The following is a 13,847-nucleotide window of genomic DNA, read 5'->3' as shown; positions in this document are numbered from 1 at the left end:
GGAACGCCCAGGGCGGGAGGCGCAGGGTGGGGGCATGGCACGCGTCTTCGTCACCGGATCCGCCGACGGCCTGGGGCTCGCCGTCGGGCAGCGGCTCATCGAGCAGGGCCACGAGGTCGTCCTCCACGCCCGCAGCGACGCCCGCGCCGCCGACACCCGCGAGGCGGCGCCCGGCGCCGCGGACGTGCTGGTCGGCGACCTCGCGGACGAGCAGCAGGTGCGCGGGCTCGCCGCGGCCGCGAACGACTCGGGCCGCTTCGACGCCGTGATCCACAACGCGGGCGTCGGCGGCGGCGCCGGCGGTGAGGCGCTGCTCGCGGTGAACGTCGTCGCGCCCTACCTGCTCACCGCGCTGATGACCGACCCGGACCGGCTCGTCTACCTCTCGAGCGGCAGCCATCACGGCGGCAAGGCGGACGTCGGGCCGGTCGAGGGACGCGGCTCGCTCTCCTACAGCGACAGCAAGCTGCTCGACGCGGCGCTCTCGGCCGCCGTGGCGCGGCGAAAGCCCGACGTGCTCGTGAACGCGGTGGACCCGGGCTGGATCGCGACGCGGATGGGCGGCTCCTCGGCTCCCGGCGACCTCGATCAGGGCAGCGCGACGCAGATCTGGCTCGCGACCTCGGACGATCCGGCCGCCACGGTGACGGGCCGCTACTTCAAGGACTCCGCGGAGGCGCGGACCGAACCCGCCGTGACCGACGAGGCGTTCCAGGACGAGCTGCTCGCGGCGCTCGAGCGCCGCACCGGCGAGACGATCTGACCCGGTCAGGAGACGCCGCCCGCGTCTTGGCGGAACCTTGGCCGCCGGCCACGACGATCCCGGCATGCCGCCGCTGACCCGTCCCGCCTCCCGCGTCGCCGCGCCCGGCGCGGCCTTCTGGGTGATCAAGGTGCTGACCACGGGCACCGGCGAGACGACGTCCGACTTCCTCGTCCGCCGCTTCGCGCCCGAGGTCGTGGTGCCGCTCGCGCTGCTGGTGCTGGTCGCAGCGCTCGTCGTGCAGCTGCGGGCGCGGCGGTTCCACCCCGTCCGCTACTGGACCGCCGCCTTGGCCGTCGCGGTGTTCGGCACGATGGCGGCGGACGTGCTGCACGTCGGGCTCGGCGTGCCGTACGCGGTGTCGAGCGCCGGGTTCGCCGTCGCCCTCGCGGCCGTCTTCGGGCTCTGGTGGTGGTCCGAGCGCGACCTGTCGGTGCACGACGTCACGACGCTGCGGCGGGAGTGCTGGTACTGGGCCGCCGTGCTCGCGACCTTCGCGCTCGGCACCGCGGTCGGCGACTGGCTCGCCGCGCTCGGGCTCGGCTACCTCGGCTCGGGCGTGCTGCTCGTCGTCCTCTTCGCGGTGCCCGGGATCGTGCACGCTACCACCCGCCGGTACGCCGTCCTCACCTTCTGGACCGCCTACGTGCTGACCCGGCCGCTCGGGGCGTCCTTCGCCGACTGGACGGCGGCGCCCGCGGCGCGCGGCGGGCTCGGTCTCGGCACGGGCACGGTCAGCGCGGTCGGGCTGGTCGCGGTCGCCCTGCTCGTGGGCGCGACGGCCGTCAGGCCCGCGCGGGCCGGGCGACGGGCAGCTCGAGTCGCATGACCGTGCCGGCGGCCGAGGTGCGCTCCACCGCGATCTCGCCGCCGTGCCGCACCGCGAGGTCGCGGACCAGCGCGAGCCCGAGCCCCGAGCCGCGGCGCTGGATCGCCTCGCCGCGCGCGAACCGCTCGAAGAGCCGGTCGACGTCGATCCCGCGGATGCCGTCGCCCTCGTCGCGCACCCGCACGACCGCGCGCCGCCCGACGACCCGGGCCTCGACCTCCACGCGGGCGCCGGCCGGGGAGTGCTGCACCGCGTTGTCGACGAGCACGACGACCGCGCGCTTCAGCGCCGCCTCCGGCAGCCGCAGGCGGGCCTCGTTCCGCACGTCCGCGACGAGCCGCACCCCGTGCTCCGCGGCGAGCGCGGCGAGGTCCGCGGTCGCCCCCTCCACCGCCGGGCGCAGGTCGCACTCCTCGTCGGCCGAGGCCGCCTGCTGCTCCGCGGCGAGCAGCAGGTCGGTGACGAGCGCGGCCATCGCGCCGACGTCGCGGCGCGCGGCCCCCAGGTCGTCGCCGACGGGGTCGCCCCGGTCGAGCGCCGCCTGCACCCCCTGCAGCCGGACGTCGAGCACCGCGAGCGGCGTGCGCAGCTCGTGGCTCGCATCGGCGACGAAGGCGCGCTGCATCCGCAGCACCGCCCCGAGCGGCGCGACGGAGCGGCGGCTGATCCACCAGGCCGCGACGCCCACGACCGCGACGGCGAGCGCGCCGAGCACCGCGAGGGCGAGCAGCATCTCCTTCGAATCGACGTAGATCTTCGTCTCGCCGGGCGCCGCCGGCTCGAGCAGCTCGGACGGGCGGGACTGGTAGACGACGAAGAGGGCCGCGAGCCCGAGGATCCCGACGACGATCGCGGCGGACACCCCGGCGATCGCGATCCCCGTGCGCCGGGCCGCGATCCGCACCGAGCGCGCGTCCGGGTCCTCGACCCGCGTCACGGCTGGCCGAGCCGGTAGCCGCGGCCGCGGACGGTGGTCACGATGTCCCGCTCCGTCTTGCGCCGCAGGTAGTGCACGTAGGTGTCGACCGTGCCGACGCTGTCGCCGGCCGGGAACACCTCGCGGAGGATCCGCTCGCGGGACAGGGTCTCGTCCCGGTGCCGCACGAGCAGCAGCAGCAGCTCGGTCTCGGTGGCGGTCAGCACCTTCCGCCCCTCGTACGGCGAGTTGATCAGCCGGCTCTCGGGCCGGAACTCCCAGTCGCCGATGTAATGCAGGGTCTCGGCGGCGCCGTGCACGCGGCTGAGGGCGCGGAGGCGCGCCGCCAGCTCGTCGACGTCGAACGGCTTGACCAGGTAGTCGTCCGCGCCCGCGTCGAGCCCGTCGATCCGGTCGGCGACGGCGGCGAGCGCGGTGAGCATCAGCACCGGGGTGGCGACGCCCGCGGCGCGGAGCCCCCGCACCACCTCGACCCCGTCCAGGCCGGGCAGCCGGCGGTCCAGCACGATCGCCGCCCAGTCGCCGGACCGGCCGAGCGCGAGGCCGGACTCGCCGTCGCGCACGAGCCGCACCGCCCAGTCCCGCTGCAGCGCGGACACGAGCAGCGGGCCGAGGTCGGGGTCGTCCTCGATCACCAGCAGCGGCGCCGGGCGGGACATGGGGCCTGATCCTGCCAGCCGTCAGAACCAGGTGGCGAGCAGCGGCGGCTCGCTGCCGCGCAGCAGGCGGTCCGCGGCGAGCGCGGCGCCCGGCGTCACCTCCGTGATGCGCCCCGCCCGGGCGAGCGTGACCGCGGACACCCCGCCGAGGTAGAGCGAGCCGAGCAGGTCGACCGGCAGCTCGAGCGTCGGGACGTCGCTGCCCGCACCGGCCCGGGCGACCCGCGGCGCGAAGCCCTCCGTCGCGTGGATCACGAAGGAGCCGTCCGCGTAGCCGGCGGGGTCCGTGACGCGCAGCGCGAGGCGCCCCGACGCGCCGTAGGTGCGGGCGGAGAAGGCCGCGACCGGGTCGAGCACCCGCACCCACAGGTGCTCGCGCAGCTCGGTCGTGCGGATCGCGCGCTGGTCGCGCACGAGCCAGCGCAGCGGCTCGTCCGTGCTGCGCAGCGGCGCGCGGACGGTGCGGACGAGGTCGAGCTCGAGCAGGTAGCGCCAGAGCGCCCGGTAGGCGTCGTCCGTGGTGGTGGCGAGGTGCCGGACCTCGACGACGTGGGAGGTGAAGTCGGCCGGGTCCTCCTCCCCGACGACGTACACGGCGAGCCCGCGCGGCACGCCGTCCTCGTCGTCGTACCGGACGAAGCGGCGGCGGCGCAGCTCCGGCTCGTCCGTCCGCGAGCCGAACAGGCGGTCGAAGCGGTGGCCGACGACCTGCACGTCGCCGGGCGTCGCGCGGCGTGCGGCCGGCAGCAGCTCGCGGGCCGTCTCCATCGCGGTGGCGCGCTCGACCAGCTGCACGCGCCCCGGCGTCTCGGCGCCCAGCCAGCCGGCGCGCTTCGCCTGCACCTCGAGCGCGGCCGTCCACGCCGCGGGACCGAAGCCGTACCGGGTGTAGATCGTCGCCTCGGACACGGTCAGGATCGCGACCGGCAGCTCGGCCGCGACGGCGGCGCGCAGCTCGGCGTCGACCATCGCCCGGGCGATCCCGCGGCGACGGTGCGTGGGCGCGACGGTGACGCCGCTGATCGCCCAGCCGGTCACCTCGCCGCCCGGCACGGTCATCGCGGCCGGCCAGGAGGTGATCGTCCCGACGGGGACGCGCGGGTCGGTCAGCGAGTCGTCGCGGACGGCGACGGTGCGCGAGCCGGCGAAGTCGCCGCTGACGAGCTCGATCGTCGCGTCGTCCGGGGCGGCGTCGTGGAAGCCCCGAGAGTCCGCCTCCATCCAGGCGCGCACCTGCGCGTCGTCGCCGGGGTCGAGCAGCTCCATGCGGAGGCCGTGCGCGGCGAGCGCCGCCTGCGCCTCATCGTCGACGGGCAGGGTGAGCGGATCGGCAGCCACCCCTCGAGCGTAGGGACCCCGCGCTCCGGAGCGACCCGAATAGGGTCGAGCCGTGATCCGCATGCGCCCCGAGATCGCCGCGCTGCCCGCCTACCGCCAGGGCCGCCCGGCCGTGTCGGACGGGTACAAGCTGTCGTCGAACGAGAACCCCTTCGGGCCGCTGGCGGCGATCGTGGAGGCCGCGAGCGCGGCGACCGTGAACCGCTACCCGGACGCGACCGGGCCGGAGCTGCGCGCGCAGCTGGCCGAGCGCTTCGGCGTGACGGCTGAGGAGGTGCACCTCGGCGCGGGCTCGGTCGCGCTGCTCAGCCAGTTCATGCTCGCGGTCTGCGGGCCGGGCGGCGAGGTCGTCTACGCCTGGCGGTCGTTCGAGGCGTACCCGGGGCTCGTGACGGTCGCGGGCGGGCGCAGCGTGCAGGTCCCGCTCGCCGCCGACGGTCGGCACGACCTCGCCGCGATGGCGGACGCGGTGGCGGACGCGACGCGCGCGATCGTGGTCTGCTCCCCCAACAACCCGACGGGGCCGGCGGTGCGCGCCGACGAGTTCGAGGCGCTGATGGAGCGGCTGCCGCCGGACCTGCTCGTGCTGCTCGACGAGGCGTACGCGGAGTTCGTGCGTGACCCGGCCGCGGTCGACGGCGCGCGTCTGCTTCGCCGCTGGCCGAACCTGGTCGTGCTCCGCACCTTCTCGAAGGCGTGGGGGCTCGCCGGGCTGCGGCTCGGCTACGCGATCGGGCCGGAGGCGGTGCTCGACGCGGCCCGCGCGGTCGCGGTGCCCCTGTCCGTCACCGGTCAGGCGCAGCGGGCCGGCGCGGTCGCGCTCGCGCACGAGGACCTGCTGCTCGAGCGCGTCGAGCACATCGTCGACACGCGCAGCCGCGTCGTCGAGGGCCTGCGGGCGCTCGGCCTCGACGTGCCGGACGCGCAGGGCAACTTCGTCTGGCTGCCGCTCGGCGACCGGACGGCGGAGGCGGACGACGTGCTGCACGCGCACGGCATCACCGCCCGGGCGTTCCCGGGCGACGGCATCCGCGTCTCGATCGGCGAGCCCGAGTCGGTCGAGCGCCTGCTCGCCGCCGCTGCCGTTTTCATCTTGTAGGCAGATCTGGCCGGAGCGGCCAGATCTGCCTACAAGATGAAAAGGGTCAGCGGCCGCCGGCGACGCGGAGGGTGGTCGCGGTCGTGTACGACGCGTCCGCGGAGAGCAGCCATGCGACCGCCGCGGCGATCTCGTGCGGCTCGCCCACGCGGCGCATCGGGACGGTCGGAGCGATGCGGGCGGGACGGTCCGGGTCCAGGTGGAAGCCCGTCTCGACGAGCCCGGGCGCGACGGCGTTGACGCGGATGCCGTCCTCCGCGAGCTCGCGACCGAGCCCCAGCACCATCGTGTCGACCGCGGCCTTCGCCGCCGCGTAGTGCACGAACTCGCCGGGGCTGCCGAGCGTCGCCGCGCCGGAGGAGATCGCGACCATCGCCCCGCCGCCCGCGCGGCGCAGCGCCGGCACCCCGCGCCGCAGGGTCAGCAGGGTGCCGAGCACCAGCACGTCGAGGTCGCGGCGCACCGCCTCCACCGGCACGTCCTCGAGCCGCCCGGTGACCGTCGCGGCGCCCGCGTTCGCGACGACGCCGACCACCGGGCCGAAGGACTCCGCCTCGTCGAACAGCGCGTCGACCGAGGCCGGGTCGGCGACGTCGACCTGCAGCACCGCGGCGTGCACGTCCGCCGCCCGGGCGTCGCGGGCGCGCGCCTCCGCGGCCTCGCGGTCGCGGCGGTAGCCGACGACGACGTCCCGGCCGCTCGCGGCGAGCCGCCGCACCACCGCTGCGCCGATCCCCCGGCTGCCGCCCGTCACGACCGTCCAGCCCGCCATCGGCCCTCCCGCCCCGCACCGCCTCCGCGTGCTCGCGGACCGATCCTGCCATCGGCGCGAAGGAGGGGCGGACGCCCGCCCGGAGCCCGCAGGGAGCGCGCCGGGCGGGACCCGATCGGCGGTTTGCCACCCGCTTCACACCCGCTCCGTGCGACGCTACGACCTTTCCGGTCCGGAGGGCGGTGGGGTGGAGCAGGTCGCGCGCTTCGAGATCGCCCGTCTCTCGGGCTCCGACGCCGCCTCCCGCAGGCTGCTCGTGATCGGCGACGCCGCCTATGTGGCCCCGCCCGAGCGCGGCGGCCCCGCACAGGGCGCCCTGCCCGGGGCGCTGCTGCGCGCCCCCGGCGCTGCGCACCGCCGGGATCTCGACGTCGACGTGCTGTGGGACCTCGGCGCTTCCCTCAGCGCGATCGGCGGCGCGCTGTCGTCGTGGCGGCTGTGGCGCTACGACGCGGTCGTGATCGTGGTCGGCGGCCTGCCGACGGGCCTGCGGATGCTGCTGCTGCAGCGGGCACTCGCCCGCGTCGTGTCCGACCTCGGGGACGAGGAGCGGCTCGTCGTCGTGCTGGCGGACCCGGAGGGCCGCGCCCGCGAGCACCGCGTCGCCCGCGCCCGCACCGCGCGGGTGGCCGACCGGCTGGTCGCGCACGGGCTCGACGTGCCGTTCGTGAGCGCGCGGATCGGGCGCTCCGGCGGCCTCCTCGACGCCGAGACGACCGCCGAGGAGGTGCTCGGCCTGCTGCCGGACCGGCCGCGGGAGCCCGACCCGGACGACGAGCAGCAGCGGGAGGCCGTCGTCGACCGGTCGCTCGAGGCCGTCGGCGGGGTCACGACGGACCTGCAGCGCGTCGCGGTGCTGGCCCGCAACTCGTTCGACGTCCCGTACGCGCAGGTGAACCTGGTCAGCCGCGGGCGCCTGCACAGCCTCGCGTTCGCGGGCCGGTCGAGCGATGCGATGCGCAACACCCTCTCCGAGTTCGCGGTGCAGCAGCGCGGCCCGACGCTGGTGCCGGACACCCAGGCGGACCGGCGGTTCGACGGCGTGCCCGAGACGCGCGGCCCCGACGCCATCCGGTTCTACGCCGCGCACCCGATCGAGTCGATGAGCGGCTTCCGGATCGGGGTGCTCTGCGTCTTCGACACCGAGCCGCACCCGATCGAGGACGGGGACGAAGCGCTGCTGCGCGACGTCGCCCAGCTGGCCGAGGCGGAGCTGATCCCGCTGCTGCGCTGACGGCGTCCCGAGCCGTCAGCCGGTTCTCTGGACGTCCGGTGCGAGGCGGCAGGACTATACTCCAGCGCCAGCAGCACGTGCTCCGGGGTCGGTGGAAGTCCGAACCGGCGGTCAAAGTCCGCGAACCCGCGTCGCCCGCAACGGCGGCGCGGGCCGATCCGGTGGAACTCCGGGACCGACAGTCAGAGTCTGGATGGGAGAAGCACGAGGGCCGTCCCGCGCGCCGGGGCGCCCTGCGGAGCCGTTCCGCGAACCCCGGGAGCACCCGATCCGGGAGGGGACGCGTGGACGCCGTCGCGGTCGACACCGACGCGCCCGTCGTGCGCGCGATGCGCCGCGCCCTCGAGCTGGCGCAGCGGGGCCCGGCCGGCGACGCGAACCCCCGCGTCGGCTGCGTGCTGCTCGACCGCCACGGCGACGTGCTCGCCGAGGGCTGGCACCGCGGCGCGGGCACGCCCCACGCGGAGGCCGACGCGCTGTCGAGGGTGCCGGCCGGTGCGGCGGAAGGCGGCACCGCCGTCGTCACGCTCGAGCCCTGCGACCACACGGGCCGGACCGGACCCTGCTCCCTCGCTCTCGTCGAGGCGGGCGTCCGCCGCGTCGTGTTCGCGCAGCCCGACCCGAACCCGCTGGCGGCCGGCGGCGCCGGGCGGCTCCGCGCCGCGGGGGTCGAGGTCCGCACCGGCGTGCTCGCCGAGGAGGCCGCCGCGCTGAACGAGCGGTGGGCCGCGGCGCTCGCGCTCGGCCGGCCGTGGGTGACCGCGAAGTGGGCGTCGAGCCTCGACGGCCGCGTCGCGGCGGACGACGGCTCGAGCCGCTGGATCACCGGGCCCGAGGCGCGCGCCGACGTGCACCGGCGGCGGGCCGAGCACGGGGCGATCCTCGTCGGCACCGGCACCGCGCTCGCCGACGACCCGGCGCTCACCGCCCGCGACGGCGACGCGCTCCTGCCCCGCCAGCCCCGCCCCGTGGTCGTCGGGCTCCGCGACGTGCCGTCCGGCGCGGCCCTCCGCCGGCATCCCGAGCCCCTGCTCGCCGTGCGGTCCCGCGACCCGAGGCAGGCGCTCGCCGCCGTCGAGGACGCGGGCGCCACGAGCGCGTTCCTCGAGGGCGGGCCGACGCTGGTGTCGGCCTTCCTCGCCGCGGGCCTCGTCGACGAGGTGCTCGTCTACCTCGGGCCGACGCTGCTCGGCGGGGGCCGGCTCGCGACCATCGACCTCGGCGTGCGGACGATCGGCGACCAGCGCCGGCTCGCGGTCCGCGACGTCGTCCGGCTCGGCGACGACCTGCTGGTCGTCGCCCGTCCCGCCCAGGAGGAGTGAGCAGTGTTCACCGGCATCATCGAGGAGCTCGGCCGCATCACCGGCTGGACCCGCACCGACGACGGCGGCGCGCGGCTCGTCATCGACGCGCCGCGCGTGACCGAGGACGCCCGGCACGGCGACTCGATCGCGGTCAGCGGCGTCTGCCTGACCGTCGTCGACCAGGGCCCCGGCCGCTTCACCGCCGACGTGATGGGGCAGACCCTCGCGGTCAGCGCCATCGCGGACCTCGGGGAGGGCGACCTCGTCAACCTGGAGCGGGCCGCGAAGGTCGGCGACCGGCTCGGCGGCCACATCGTCCAGGGCCACGTCGACGGCGTCGGGGTCGTGCTCGAGGTGCGGGACGAGGGATCGTGGCGCGTCGTGCGCGTCTCCCTGCCCGACGACCTCGCGCCGCTCGTGGTCGACAAGGGGTCGATCGCCGTCGCCGGCACCTCGCTGACGGTCTCCGCGGTCGGGCAGGGGGCGGGCCACTGGTTCGAGGTGAGCCTGATCCCCGAGACCCTGACCGCGACGACCCTCGGCGCGGTCGCCCCCGGCGACCGCGTCAACCTGGAGACCGACGTGCTCGCCCGGCACGTCGCCCGCATGCTCGGATTCCCGCGCGCCGCCGTGGCCGCGGAGGAAGGGGTGGCGTGATGCCGCTCGCACCGGTGGAGGAGGTCGTCGCGGCGCTCCGCGAGGGCCGCGTCGTGATCGTGGCCGACGACGAGGAGCGCGAGAACGAGGGCGACGCGATCGTCTCCGCCGCGCTCGCGACGCCCGAGACGATCGCGTGGATCGTCGCCCACTCGTCGGGGTTCATCTGCGCCCCGATGCCGAACGCGGTCGCGGACCGCCTCGACCTGCCGCTGATGGTGCGGGACAACCAGGACCCGCGCGGCACCGCCTACACGGTGAGCGTCGACGCGGCGGACCGGCTGTCGACGGGGATCAGCGCCGCGGACCGGGCGCACACGTTGAACGTGCTGGCCGACCCGGGCGCGACACCCGCCGTCGTCACGCGGCCGGGCCACGTCCTGCCGCTGCGCGCGGTCGAGGGCGGGGTGCGGCGGCGCGGCGGCCACACCGAGGCGGCGGTCGATCTGATGCGCCTGGCCGGGCTCGCGCCGGTCGCGGCGATCGCGGAGATCACCTCGCCGGACGGCACCATGACGAGGCTGCCGGGCCTGCTCGAGCTCGGCGAGCGGGAGGGCGTGCCCGTCACGACGGTCGCCGCGATCGCGGCGCACCTCGCCGCGCACCCGGTCGAGGCGGGCGAGGCCGCCGAGCCGGGCACCGCGCCGCGCGTGCGGTTCGAGGTGGAGACGGCGCTGCGGACCGCGCACGGCGTCTTCCGCACCCGCGCCTACCGGGACCTGCTGACCGGCGACGAGCACGTCGCGCTCGTCGCGGACGGCGACGGCACGCTGCCGCCGCTCGTGCGCGTGCACTCGGAGTGCCTGACCGGCGAGGCGTTCGGCTCGGTGCAGTGCGAGTGCGGCCCCCAGCTCGCCACGGCGCTCGACGCGGTGCAGCAGCAGGGCGGTGCCGTCGTCTACCTGCGGGGCCAGGAGGGGCGCGGCATCGGCCTGATCGACAAGCTGCGCGCCTACCGGCTGCAGGAGGACGGGCTCGACACGCTCGACGCGAACCTGGCGCTCGGTCTGCCGGTCGACCGGCGCGAGTACGCGGCGGCCGCCGCGATCCTCGCCGACCTCGGCTTCGACGAGGTGCGGCTGCTGACGAACAACCCCGACAAGATCGCCCAGCTCGAGGCGAACGGGGTGCGGATCGCGGCGCGGGAGCCGCTCGTCGTCGGCGTCGGGGCGGCCAACGAGCGGTACCTGGAGACGAAGCGGGACCGCATGGGGCACCTCATCGGGCGCCCGCACGCGGTCGACACCGGACGGAGGGCGGGATGAGCGGAGCAGGACGGCAGCAGGGCGGCGCGCCGATCGACGGGAGCGGCCTCACCGTCGCGATCGTGCACGGCACCTGGCACCCGGTGATCGCCGGCGGGCTGCTGGAGGGCGCCCGCCGCACGATCGCCGAGGCCGGCGCGACCGCGGTCGAGCACGCGGTGCCGGGCAGCTTCGAGCTGCCCGTGGTCGCGAAGGCGGCGCTCGAGGCCGGCGCGGACGCCGTCGTCGCCCTCGGCGTGATCATCCGCGGCGGCACGCCGCACTTCGACTTCGTGGCGAAGGCCGCGACCGACGGCCTCACGCGGGTCGCGCTCGACACCGGCCGGCCGGTCGGCTTCGGCGTGCTGACCCTCGACGACGAGCAGCAGGGCCTCGACCGAGCCGGGCTGCCCGGCTCGCACGAGGACAAGGGCGCCGAGGCCGCCGACGCCGCGATGCGGACCGCGCTCGTGCTGCGGGCGATCCGCGACGCCTGACGCCCGCCCCGGAAGCGAGGCGGAGGTCGGCGCCGCCGACCCGTCAGGCCGTGCGGATCAGCTTGCGGTTCACGAACTCGTCGGCGGCGAGCATCCCGAGCTCGCGCGAGGTGCCGCTGCGCTTCACCCCGCCGAACGGCAGCTCCGGCGCGTCCGCGAGCACGAGGTTCACGTAGACCATGCCCGCCTCGATGCGGTCCGCGACCCGGTCCGCCTGCGCCGCGTCGGTCGTGAACAGGTACGAGCCGAGGCCGTAGCCCGTGTCGTTCGCGAGCGCGACCGCCGCGTCCTCATCCGCGACCTTGAACACCATCGCGACCGGCCCGAACAGCTCCTGCCCGTACACGTCGGTGCCGGGCTCGACCCCGGTCAGCACCGTCGGCGGGAAGAACGCGCCGTCGCGCCGCCCGCCGGCGACGACCGTCGCGCCCTGCTCGACGGCCCGGTCGACCTGCGCCTGCAGCCGCTCGGCGGCGGCGAGGGAGGACAGCGGCCCGAGCTCCGCGTCGTCGTCGGTCGGGTCGGTCGGGGTCACCGCGGAGAAGACGCTCGTGAATCGCTCGAGGAACGGCTCGTACAGGTCGTCGACGACGATGAAGCGCTTCGGGGCGTTGCAGGACTGCCCGTTGTTGTCGAGCCGGGCGTCGACGCCCGCGCGCACCGTCGCGTCGAGGTCGTCGGTGGACAGCACGATGAAGGGGTCGGAGCCGCCGAGCTCGAGCGCGACCTTCTTCAGGTGCCGCCCCGCGACCGCGGCCACCTCGGCGCCCGCGCGCTCGGACCCGGTCAGCGAGACGCCGCGCACCCGCGGGTCCGCGATGATCGCCGCCGCCTGCTCGTTCGACGCGTACACGTTCACGTAGACGCCCTCGGGAGCGCCCGCGTCGCGGAACACGGCCTCGATCGCAGCGGCGGACTCCGGGCACTGCGGCGCGTGCTTCAGGAGGATCGTGTTGCCGACGACGACGTTCGGGCCGGCGAAGCGGGCGACCTGGTAGTAGGGGAAGTTCCACGGCATGATCCCGAGCAGCGGGCCGAGCGGGCTGCGGCGCACCACCGCGGCGCCCTCGCCGCCGAAGTGCGCCACCGGGGTGTCGCCCGTGACCTCGTCGGCGTGGTCCGCGTAGAAGTCGTAGATGTCGGCCGCGAAGTCGACCTCGCCGAGCGCCTGCGCGCGGGGCTTGCCCATCTCGCGCACGACGAGGTCGGCGAGCGCCTCCCGCCGCTCGCGGTGCAGCCGCGCGACCGCGTGCACGAGCGCGGCGCGGTCCGCCGGCGCCGTGGTCGGCACCCACCGGCGGAAGGCGCCGTCCGCGGCGGCGATCGCCCGCTGCACGTCCTCGTCGCTCGCGCCCGGGTACTCGGCGACCCGCTCGAGCGTCGCCGGGTTCGTCACCGCGTAGTCGGACATGCACCGCTCCCGTCCACCGCGGGCTCGTCCCCGCGCGTGCTCGGACGGTACCGCGCCCGGCCGACCGCGACCGGTCCGCGGCTCAGGCGGGCGGCGCCGTCGACGCGCGCTGCACGAGCTCGAGCGGCGTGGCGGCGGGCACGGCGCCCCGGCCGACCCCGAGGCCGCGCAGCAGCACGAGGGCGGCCCGCTCCCCCTGCTCGCGCGGCGACTGCCGCACCGTCGTCAGGTCGTGCGCCGCGGCGAACGGATGGTCGTCGATCCCGGCGACCGAGACGTCCTCCGGCACCCGCAGCCCGAGCGCCTGCGCGGCGAGCAGCACCCCGAAGGCGCTGATGTCGGACGCGGCGAAGACCGCGGTCGGCCGGTCGGCCGCTCCGAGCATCGCGAGCGCCGCGTCGCGGCTCGCCTCGATCCGGAAGGCGCCCGACCCGAACCACTCGGGCCGCGACTCGAGACCGAGCCGCGCCACCGCGGCGGCCCAGGCGGCCCGCCGGGCCGCGCCGACGGCCGGGTTCATGCCCTCCTCGCGGTCCGCGCCCACGTGCCCGATCCGGCGGTGGCCGAGCGCCGCGAGGTGCTCCACCACCATCTCGGCCGCACGCTCCTCCGGGATGCCGATGCCCGGCACCCCCTCGATCCGCGCGCCGACCGTCACGATCGGCGCCGACGCCTCCCGCAGCAGCGCCTGCTCGGCCGCGTCGAGCTCGAACCCGACGACGACGTGCCCGATCGGGCGGGCGGAGCGCAGCTCCCGCGCCGTCAGCCGGCGGCGCACCCCGTCCGCCTGCGCCAGATCGATCAGGGCGGCGCTGAACCCCGCCGCCCGCAGCGTCGCGTCGACGCCCTCGAGCACGGAGCCGTAGAACCACGAGACGACGCTCGGCACGACGACCGAGACCAGGCGGGTGCGCCCGGTCGCGAGCGCGGCGGCGCTGTCCGACGGCGTGAAGCCGAGCGCGGCCGCGGCCGCCTCGATGCGCTGGGCGGTCGCCGGCGCCACGTGCGGCAGGCGCCGCAGCGCGCGGGAGACGGTCGCCTCGGAGACCCCGGCCGCCCGCGCCACGTCACGGATCGTCGCCGTCACACCCGATGTTCCCACG

General features: G+C 76.5%; 14 protein-coding genes and 1 riboswitch. Of the genes, 8 read left to right on the top strand and 6 right to left on the bottom strand.

What is annotated here, in order from left to right; all coding sequences use genetic code 11:
- The first annotated feature begins 34 nt into the window (after positions 1 to 34).
- Positions 35 to 763, top strand: coding sequence for an SDR family NAD(P)-dependent oxidoreductase (locus ACFSBI_RS10025; RefSeq protein ID WP_377934525.1), 729 nt, complete (start codon positions 35 to 37; stop codon positions 761 to 763).
- A gap of 64 nt (positions 764 to 827) precedes the next feature.
- The gene (locus ACFSBI_RS10020; RefSeq protein ID WP_377934524.1) at positions 828 to 1,592 is read left to right on the top strand and encodes a COG4705 family protein; all 765 of its coding nucleotides are present in this window, start codon (positions 828 to 830) and stop codon (positions 1,590 to 1,592) included.
- Here ACFSBI_RS10020 and ACFSBI_RS10015 read toward each other — a convergent pair.
- The 3 genes from ACFSBI_RS10015 to ACFSBI_RS10005 are packed head-to-tail and all read right to left on the bottom strand — an operon-like array spanning position 1,549 to position 4,526.
- Positions 1,549 to 2,529 carry a sensor histidine kinase gene (locus ACFSBI_RS10015; RefSeq protein ID WP_377934522.1) on the bottom strand — a complete coding sequence of 327 codons (981 nt, stop codon included), beginning with the start codon at positions 2,527 to 2,529 and terminating at the stop codon, positions 1,549 to 1,551. The genes ACFSBI_RS10020 and ACFSBI_RS10015 overlap by 44 nt on opposite strands.
- Complete coding sequence (locus tag ACFSBI_RS10010; RefSeq protein WP_377934520.1) at positions 2,526 to 3,188, bottom strand: response regulator transcription factor; 663 nt, start codon at positions 3,186 to 3,188, stop codon at positions 2,526 to 2,528. The genes ACFSBI_RS10015 and ACFSBI_RS10010 overlap by 4 nt, the downstream gene beginning before the upstream one ends.
- Before the next feature lie 21 nt (positions 3,189 to 3,209).
- Complete coding sequence (locus tag ACFSBI_RS10005) at positions 3,210 to 4,526, bottom strand: GNAT family N-acetyltransferase (protein WP_377934518.1); 1,317 nt, start codon at positions 4,524 to 4,526, stop codon at positions 3,210 to 3,212.
- 61 nt (positions 4,527 to 4,587) lie between these two features.
- On the opposite strand from ACFSBI_RS10005, the gene ACFSBI_RS10000 reads away from it, so the two are divergent.
- Positions 4,588 to 5,625 (top strand): histidinol-phosphate transaminase, encoded by a 1,038-nt coding sequence (locus ACFSBI_RS10000; RefSeq protein WP_377934647.1) that lies wholly within the window; start codon positions 4,588 to 4,590, stop codon positions 5,623 to 5,625.
- A gap of 46 nt (positions 5,626 to 5,671) precedes the next feature.
- Here the strand turns inward: ACFSBI_RS10000 and ACFSBI_RS09995 are convergent, their stop codons facing one another.
- Positions 5,672 to 6,397 (bottom strand): SDR family NAD(P)-dependent oxidoreductase, encoded by a 726-nt coding sequence (locus ACFSBI_RS09995; protein ID WP_377934516.1) that lies wholly within the window; start codon positions 6,395 to 6,397, stop codon positions 5,672 to 5,674.
- A 187-nt stretch (positions 6,398 to 6,584) separates the two neighbouring features.
- On the opposite strand from ACFSBI_RS09995, the gene ACFSBI_RS09990 reads away from it, so the two are divergent.
- The 5 genes from ACFSBI_RS09990 (at position 6,585) to ribH (ending at position 11,333) form a co-directional block, all read left to right on the top strand.
- Positions 6,585 to 7,631 (top strand): GAF domain-containing protein, encoded by a 1,047-nt coding sequence (locus tag ACFSBI_RS09990; protein WP_377934515.1) that lies wholly within the window; start codon positions 6,585 to 6,587, stop codon positions 7,629 to 7,631.
- A gap of 74 nt (positions 7,632 to 7,705) precedes the next feature.
- Positions 7,706 to 7,840: riboswitch (FMN riboswitch) on the top strand.
- A 120-nt stretch (positions 7,841 to 7,960) separates the two neighbouring features.
- A complete protein-coding gene (ribD, locus tag ACFSBI_RS09985) occupies positions 7,961 to 8,953 on the top strand; it encodes a bifunctional diaminohydroxyphosphoribosylaminopyrimidine deaminase/5-amino-6-(5-phosphoribosylamino)uracil reductase RibD (RefSeq protein ID WP_377934645.1) in 993 nt (330 codons plus the stop codon).
- Positions 8,954 to 8,956: 3 nt separating this feature from the next.
- A complete protein-coding gene (locus tag ACFSBI_RS09980) occupies positions 8,957 to 9,592 on the top strand; it encodes a riboflavin synthase (protein WP_377934513.1) in 636 nt (211 codons plus the stop codon).
- Entirely contained in the window at positions 9,592 to 10,857 is a 1,266-nt protein-coding gene (gene ribA, locus ACFSBI_RS09975; RefSeq protein WP_377934511.1) for a GTP cyclohydrolase II, read from the top strand. Before ACFSBI_RS09980 ends, ribA begins: the two co-directional genes overlap by 1 nt.
- Positions 10,854 to 11,333 (top strand): 6,7-dimethyl-8-ribityllumazine synthase, encoded by a 480-nt coding sequence (gene ribH / locus ACFSBI_RS09970; protein ID WP_377934509.1) that lies wholly within the window; start codon positions 10,854 to 10,856, stop codon positions 11,331 to 11,333. The genes ribA and ribH overlap by 4 nt, the downstream gene beginning before the upstream one ends.
- 43 nt (positions 11,334 to 11,376) lie before the next feature.
- On the opposite strand, the gene ACFSBI_RS09965 is transcribed toward ribH, so the two are convergent.
- Both ACFSBI_RS09965 and ACFSBI_RS09960 read right to left on the bottom strand, forming a co-directional pair.
- Positions 11,377 to 12,744 (bottom strand): NAD-dependent succinate-semialdehyde dehydrogenase, encoded by a 1,368-nt coding sequence (locus tag ACFSBI_RS09965; protein WP_377934507.1) that lies wholly within the window; start codon positions 12,742 to 12,744, stop codon positions 11,377 to 11,379.
- Between the two features lie 82 nt (positions 12,745 to 12,826).
- On the bottom strand, positions 12,827 to 13,831 hold the full coding sequence (locus ACFSBI_RS09960) for a LacI family DNA-binding transcriptional regulator (RefSeq protein ID WP_377934506.1): 1,005 nt from the start codon (positions 13,829 to 13,831) through the stop codon (positions 12,827 to 12,829).
- Positions 13,832 to 13,847 lie beyond the last annotated feature (16 nt).

It is taken from the genome of Amnibacterium endophyticum (assembly GCF_042680685.1).
GTDB classification, from domain to species: Bacteria; Actinomycetota; Actinomycetes; order Actinomycetales; family Microbacteriaceae; genus Amnibacterium; species Amnibacterium endophyticum.
Note: the sequence above shows the minus strand (reverse complement) of the source record. Positions and strands in the feature narration are given on the sequence as shown.

Coding starts and splice junctions, on each gene's coding strand:
- ACFSBI_RS10000 (WP_377934647.1), top strand. CDS start 4,588: ATGCGCCCCGAGATCGCCGCGCTGCCCGCCTACCGCCAGGGCCGCCCG.
- ACFSBI_RS10020 (WP_377934524.1), top strand. CDS start 828: ATGCCGCCGCTGACCCGTCCCGCCTCCCGCGTCGCCGCGCCCGGCGCG.
- ACFSBI_RS10010 (WP_377934520.1), bottom strand. CDS start 3,188: ATGTCCCGCCCGGCGCCGCTGCTGGTGATCGAGGACGACCCCGACCTC.
- ACFSBI_RS09965 (WP_377934507.1), bottom strand. CDS start 12,744: ATGTCCGACTACGCGGTGACGAACCCGGCGACGCTCGAGCGGGTCGCC.
- ribA (WP_377934511.1), top strand. CDS start 9,592: ATGCCGCTCGCACCGGTGGAGGAGGTCGTCGCGGCGCTCCGCGAGGGC.
- ACFSBI_RS09995 (WP_377934516.1), bottom strand. CDS start 6,397: ATGGCGGGCTGGACGGTCGTGACGGGCGGCAGCCGGGGGATCGGCGCA.
- ribD (WP_377934645.1), top strand. CDS start 7,961: ATGCGCCGCGCCCTCGAGCTGGCGCAGCGGGGCCCGGCCGGCGACGCG.
- ACFSBI_RS10025 (WP_377934525.1), top strand. CDS start 35: ATGGCACGCGTCTTCGTCACCGGATCCGCCGACGGCCTGGGGCTCGCC.
- ribH (WP_377934509.1), top strand. CDS start 10,854: ATGAGCGGAGCAGGACGGCAGCAGGGCGGCGCGCCGATCGACGGGAGC.